Consider the following 5,225-nt stretch of genomic DNA (forward strand, 5'->3'; position numbering starts at 1 on the left):
TCCACCGCGCAGCAACCGCCGCCGCCGGAGCCGCCGCCTGCGCCGGGCGAGGCACCGCGCAATGGCGCCTTCGGCGCGACCATGCGCGCCGTGGGGTGGCGCGAACGCGGCTTCGCCCCGGCGGTACCGCTGCTGGACGGTTTCACCGCGGCCCTGCGCCAGCCTGACGGGCACTGGCGCAGCGTGATGTCGCCGCCGCGGCGGTTCTCCAACGAATTCAAGACCCAGGTGGTGATGCTGTTCCTGGTCGGCATGCTGGCGATGCTGCCGCTGGCCTGGTGGTTCTCACGGGCGCTGTCGGCGCCGATCCGGCGCTTCGCCGAGGCGGCCGACCAGCTCGGCCGCAATCCCGACGCGCAGCCGCTGCGGCGCAGCGGCCCCAGCGAGATCGTGCAGGCGGCCGATTCGTTCAACGCGATGCAGGCGCGCCTGAACCGGCTGATCAACGAGCGCACGCACATGGTCGCGGCGATCGCCCACGACCTGCGCACGCCGTTGGCGCGACTGGCGTTCCGCCTGGAGACCCTGCAACCGCCGCTGCGCGAGAAGACCATGGCCGACATCGACGAGATGAAGGCGATGATCTCCGCGGCGCTGGACTTCATCCACAACGACAGCCGCCGCGGCACCCGCTCGCCGCTGGATTTCCGCCTGCTGGTGGAAAGCGTGGTCGACGACGCCAGCGACACCGGCGCGGACGTGGTGCTGCTGCTCGGCGACGCCATCACCCTCGACGGCGATCCGCTGTCGCTGCGGCGCATGGTGATGAACCTGGTGGAGAACGCGCTGAAATATGGCAAGCGCGCACGCCTGCAGCTGCGTCACGAGGCCGGCGAATGCGTGCTGTGGATCGACGACGACGGCCCCGGCATCGATCCCGCACAGCGCGAGAAGCTGTTCCTGCCGTTCTTCCGCGGCGAGAACTCGCGCAACCGCGACACCGGCGGCATCGGCCTGGGCCTGTCGGTGGCGCACAGCATCGTGCTGGCGCATGGCGGCCAGATCTCCCTGGACAACCGCCCCGAGGGCGGCCTGCGGGTCAGTGTGCGGCTGCCGTGCCAGGCGGTCGGTGGCTGAGCCGGGCGCGCCCCGTTCCGCCGTACGTCGATCGACTCAGCGCTGGTTCGGCTCGACGACCACGGCCGTGCCATAGCACAGCACCTCGGTCAGGCCGGCCATCAGCTCGGTGGCGTCGTAGCGCACCGCGACGATCGCGTTGCCGCCCATCTGCCGTGCGTGCTGCAGCATGTCCCGGTAGGTCTCCAGGCGCGCCTGCTCGCACAGCTCGGTATAGATGGTGATGTTGCCGCCGAACAGCGTCTGCAGCCCGCCGAGGAAATTGCCGACGATGGAGCGCGAGCGCACGGTGATGCCGCGCACGATGCCCAGATTGCGCACGATCCGGTGGCCGGGAAGTTCCAGCGCGGTGGTCACCATCGCATCGTTCAGTGACGAGACCGCCGCGCGCGGCGGCGAGGAATTGTACGGATCGGTCATTGGTGTGCCCTGCTGGCGTGGCCCGTGGCTCCGCGGACCGCGGACCCGGCGCGCACGCACCGAGGCCAGCAGTGTTAGCACCGCATGAAGAACCACGCAATCGCCAGCACCAGGCCGCCACCCCATAGCAGCAGCATCGCCACGACGCCGGCCAGCACGACCGCCACCCGTCGCCATCGGCGTAGCCCGCGCGAACGCCGCACCACGTGCACGCACAGCCAGCCGCCCAGCGCCACGCCGCTGGCGACCACCGCCCATCCGAGCAGATCGATGAGCGGATCCTTGGGACCAACGTCGGCGGGGCATTGGCTGGTCGCATGCGCGGATGCCATGCAGCCGAGCGATGCCATCACGAGCGCAATGCGTTCGAAAAGACGCCGTCGAACGCTCGTGCGCTCTACGACCGCTCGCGAAGACGTGCCTGGTGCCATCATGGCGCGTGCTTGAGATTGGATTTGCGCAGGCCAAGCCCTTTCCAGAATGCCGGCGGATAGTGCAGATCCGGGCGCCCCACCCATCCCCGTACAAGATCGAGTTCGTAGCCCTCGTCCAGCTTCCGGTAGTGGACCGACGCAATGGCGATCTGATCCCAATCACCGGTGAAGGTGAGGTCGGCCAGCGACGCGGGATAAGACCCGGTACGCAGCTTGTACAGTTCAACCAACGACACCACTGTCTTGAAATGCTGGTCGCCGAACTTGGCATCGGCCTGCTCCTGCAGACCGCAGGCGGAAACGGCAAAGGCAACGAGCAACACCACACCAACGATCTTCAGTTTCATGCATCCCCCCAATGACGCTCTCTCCGGCACCACAAGCGCCTCTCGCTCGGATCGCGACAGCGACGGCATTTCCCCGCCACGCATAGTGCACGTGACACCAGCTTACATTGGGTAAGCCGCCGGCCGACTGCGGCAAAAGCGGGCTTCCCGCCGCCATCCATTCCGGCAACGACGCCGCAAGCGGCACGCGCTCTGCCTCGGCCACGGCGCCCAGATCGCAGAGAAAGAGGGATACGCCGGTCCGGCCAACGCAACCAGCACGCCTTGGCCGCCGCTGTCGTCGCCGATCAGCACATGGCCCGGCAGGCAGCGCGCGACCTTGAAGGTCGCATGGCGTTCGGCCAGGTCAGTGGCGGCGTACAGCCGCACTCCATCGGCACGCGGCTGCCCGGCCTGGGGCGTGCCCAGGGCGCGGATGGGCGGCTAGGTGTCTAGCGCGAAGGCCATAACCGTCGCCACCATGGCGGCGTTTGCGGCGCTATGGCACCCGCATGTCGCTGCGCCACAGCGTCGGCATGACGCGCCAGCAACAGCGGCAGTGCGGTCGCCCGCCAGAACACCAGGCTGACGTATCCCGAGGACATGCCGCCATGGCTGAGGCGCGGCACGAAGACCGACTCGACAGATGTGTCGTCCAGCGTCGTGCCGACCAGGCGCGCGAAGGTGTCGGCGAGCAGTGCCTCGCACTGCGTGGCCGTCGCCGGCAACGGCACGCCGGCCAGGGTCGACGCCATCTCTTCCCACAGATACGGATCGCCACGGCCGCCCCATCTGCTCGGCTCGTCCTGGAACAGGCCCGCCATGTCACCGATCGCGGTCATCGTTCTGCTGGCCTGCGGGCGCGCCGCTGCACTCAGTACGCGAACTCGCGGAACACGTGGTCGATGTCGCCCTGCCAGGCGCCGTGGTACAGCGCCAGCTTGCGCTCGGCCGCGGTCTCGCCGCCATGCAGGATTTCCACCAGCGGTTCGAGGAAGCGCGATTCATCCTGGCCGTCGCGGTTCAGGCGCGCGCGCCGGCGCAGGCCGGACAGGGCGATCTTCACCGCCTCGGCAGCCAGGTCCTGCACGGTGCCGTTGCGGAACGGCAGCTTCAGCGCCTGCTTCGGCACGCCGTCGCGCAGCGCGTGGCGTTCGACCAGGCTGAAATCCTTGACCAGGTCCCAGGCCGCGCCCAGCGCCGCATCGTCGTACAGCAGGCCGACCCAGAACGCCGACAGCGCGCACAACCGGCCCCACGGACCGGCGTCGGCGCCGCGCATTTCCAGATACTTCTTCAGGCGCACTTCAGGGAACGCGGTGGTCATGTGGTCGGACCAGTCGCGCAGCGTCGGCAACGCACCGGGCAACGCCGGCAACTTGCCCTGCAGGAAATCGCGGAAGCTCTGCCCGCTGGCGTCGATGTAGGTGCCATCGCGATAGGAGAAGTACATCGGCACGTCGAGCAGGTAATCGACGTAGCGCTCGTAGCCGAAGCCGTCCTCGAACACGAAGTCGAGCATGCCGGTGCGGTCGGCGTCGGTGTCGGTCCAGATATGCGAGCGGTAGCTGAGGTAGCCGTTGGGCTTGCCCTCGGCGAACGGCGAGTCGGCGAACAGCGCGGTGGCGATCGGCTGCAGCGCCAGCGACACGCGGAACTTCCTGATCATGTCCGCTTCGCTGGCGTAATCCAGGTTGACCTGCACCGTGCAGGTGCGCGTCATCATGTCCAGGCCGAGCGAACCGACCTTGGGCATGTAGCGCTTCATGATCTGGTAACGGCCCTTGGGCATCCACGGCATCTCGTCGCGGCGCCACTTCGGCTGGAAGCCCATGCCGAGGAAACCCAGGCCCAGTTCGTCGGCGACCTGCTTGACCTCGTTGAGGTGGCTGCCCACTTCGACGCAGGTGTCGTGGATGGTCGGCAGCGGGGCGCCGGAAAGTTCCAGCTGGCCGGCCGGCTCCAGCGTCACCGAGGCGCCATCGCGCAGCAGGGCGATGGTGTGCCCGGCTTCGCGCACCGGCGCCCAGCCGAAGCGGGTCAGGCCCAGCAGCAAGGCCTCGATGCCGCGCTCGCCGTCGAAGGTCGGAGGCCGCAGGTCGTCCAGCCGGAAGCCGAACTTCTCGTGCTCGGTGCCGATGCGCCACTGCGCTTCGGGTTTTTCTCCGGAGGCAAGCACCTCGACCAGTTCGGCACGGTCGGTGATCGGCGTCTCGGCAACGTGGCTGGGGCTCGACAAGGGCAGGACTCGCACGGCGGGTGAGGCGATGTGGGGACCATCCCCTGCCATCGCAAGGCCCGCACTATAGCGTGCCGGGGGCGCGGCCCGCGTCGCTACCGGCGGCACTGCAGCATTCCATGGCCGCGCCGCTGACGGCGTCGAGAGTGAGACGCAGCAAGCGTTCGCGGCGCCGGCTCGGCTAGGCTGCGGTCTCCTTCCCGCTCCGCCGCAGGCAGCGCCATGCGCCCGACCCACTCCGAACGCCATCGCACCGACCGCGCCGGCTGGCTGCGCGCGGCCGTGCTCGGTGCCAACGACGGCATCCTGTCCGTGGCCGGCCTGGTGGTCGGCGTCGCCAGCAGCGGCGCGTCGGCGGCCACGGTGCTGACCACCGGCATCGCCGGCCTGGTCGCCGGCGCGATGTCGATGGCCGCCGGCGAATACGTGTCGGTGCAATCGCAGGCCGATACCGAGCGCGCCGACCTGGCGCTGGAACGCCGCGAGCTGCACGAGGACCCGCAGAGCGAACTGGACGAACTCACCGCGATCTATCGCCAGCGCGGGCTGGAACCCGGCCTGGCCCGCCAGGTCGCCGAGCAGTTGACCGCGCACGATGCGCTGGGCGCGCACGCGCGCGACGAACTCGGCATCACCGAGAGCCTGCGCGCACGTCCGCTGCAGGCGGCGGCCGCGTCGGCGGCGGCGTTCTGCACCGGCGCCGCACTGCCGATCGTGGCCGCCTGGCTG

At 69.2% G+C, this 5,225-nt stretch carries 7 protein-coding genes; 2 read left to right on the top strand and 5 right to left on the bottom strand.

The features are described from left to right. Window positions 1-1,077: ATP-binding protein (locus D183_RS0108550; protein WP_017908637.1), on the top strand; the 1,077-nt coding region annotated here is incomplete at its 5' end. A 36-nt stretch (window positions 1,078-1,113) separates the two neighbouring features. On the opposite strand, the gene D183_RS0108555 is transcribed toward D183_RS0108550, so the two are convergent. The 5 genes from D183_RS0108555 to D183_RS0108580 form a co-directional block, all read right to left on the bottom strand. Then, window positions 1,114-1,497: a YbjQ family protein gene (locus D183_RS0108555; protein ID WP_017908638.1), complete on the bottom strand. Its 384-nt coding sequence runs from the start codon at window positions 1,495-1,497 to the stop codon at window positions 1,114-1,116. Window positions 1,498-1,571: 74 nt separating this feature from the next. Next, window positions 1,572-1,847, bottom strand: a complete 276-nt coding sequence (locus D183_RS0108560) for a hypothetical protein (RefSeq protein WP_017908639.1) — start codon at window positions 1,845-1,847, stop codon at window positions 1,572-1,574. A gap of 80 nt (window positions 1,848-1,927) precedes the next feature. After that, complete coding sequence (locus D183_RS0108565; protein ID WP_017908640.1) at window positions 1,928-2,278, bottom strand: hypothetical protein; 351 nt, start codon at window positions 2,276-2,278, stop codon at window positions 1,928-1,930. 431 nt (window positions 2,279-2,709) lie between these two features. Continuing rightward, window positions 2,710-3,099 (bottom strand): hypothetical protein, encoded by a 390-nt coding sequence (locus tag D183_RS0108575; protein ID WP_026144310.1) that lies wholly within the window; start codon window positions 3,097-3,099, stop codon window positions 2,710-2,712. 32 nt (window positions 3,100-3,131) lie between these two features. Continuing rightward, a complete protein-coding gene (locus D183_RS0108580; protein WP_017908643.1) occupies window positions 3,132-4,496 on the bottom strand; it encodes a glutamate--cysteine ligase in 1,365 nt (454 codons plus the stop codon). Window positions 4,497-4,718: 222 nt separating this feature from the next. Here D183_RS0108580 and D183_RS0108585 point away from each other — a divergent pair. Further along, window positions 4,719-5,225 (top strand): VIT1/CCC1 transporter family protein (locus tag D183_RS0108585; protein ID WP_017908644.1); only part of this gene is annotated, 507 nt, incomplete at its 3' end.

This window comes from Xanthomonas sp. SHU 199 (assembly GCF_000364665.1).
GTDB lineage: Bacteria > Pseudomonadota > Gammaproteobacteria > Xanthomonadales > Xanthomonadaceae > Xanthomonas_A > Xanthomonas_A sontii.

Bases quoted from the DNA above. Each gene is read 5' to 3' on its own strand.
- D183_RS0108555 (WP_017908638.1), bottom strand. From the start codon at position 1,497: ATGACCGATCCGTACAATTCCTCGCCGCCGCGCGCGGCGGTCTCGTCA.
- D183_RS0108560 (WP_017908639.1), bottom strand. From the start codon at position 1,847: ATGGCATCGCTCGGCTGCATGGCATCCGCGCATGCGACCAGCCAATGC.
- D183_RS0108565 (WP_017908640.1), bottom strand. From the start codon at position 2,278: ATGAAACTGAAGATCGTTGGTGTGGTGTTGCTCGTTGCCTTTGCCGTT.
- D183_RS0108575 (WP_026144310.1), bottom strand. From the start codon at position 3,099: ATGACCGCGATCGGTGACATGGCGGGCCTGTTCCAGGACGAGCCGAGC.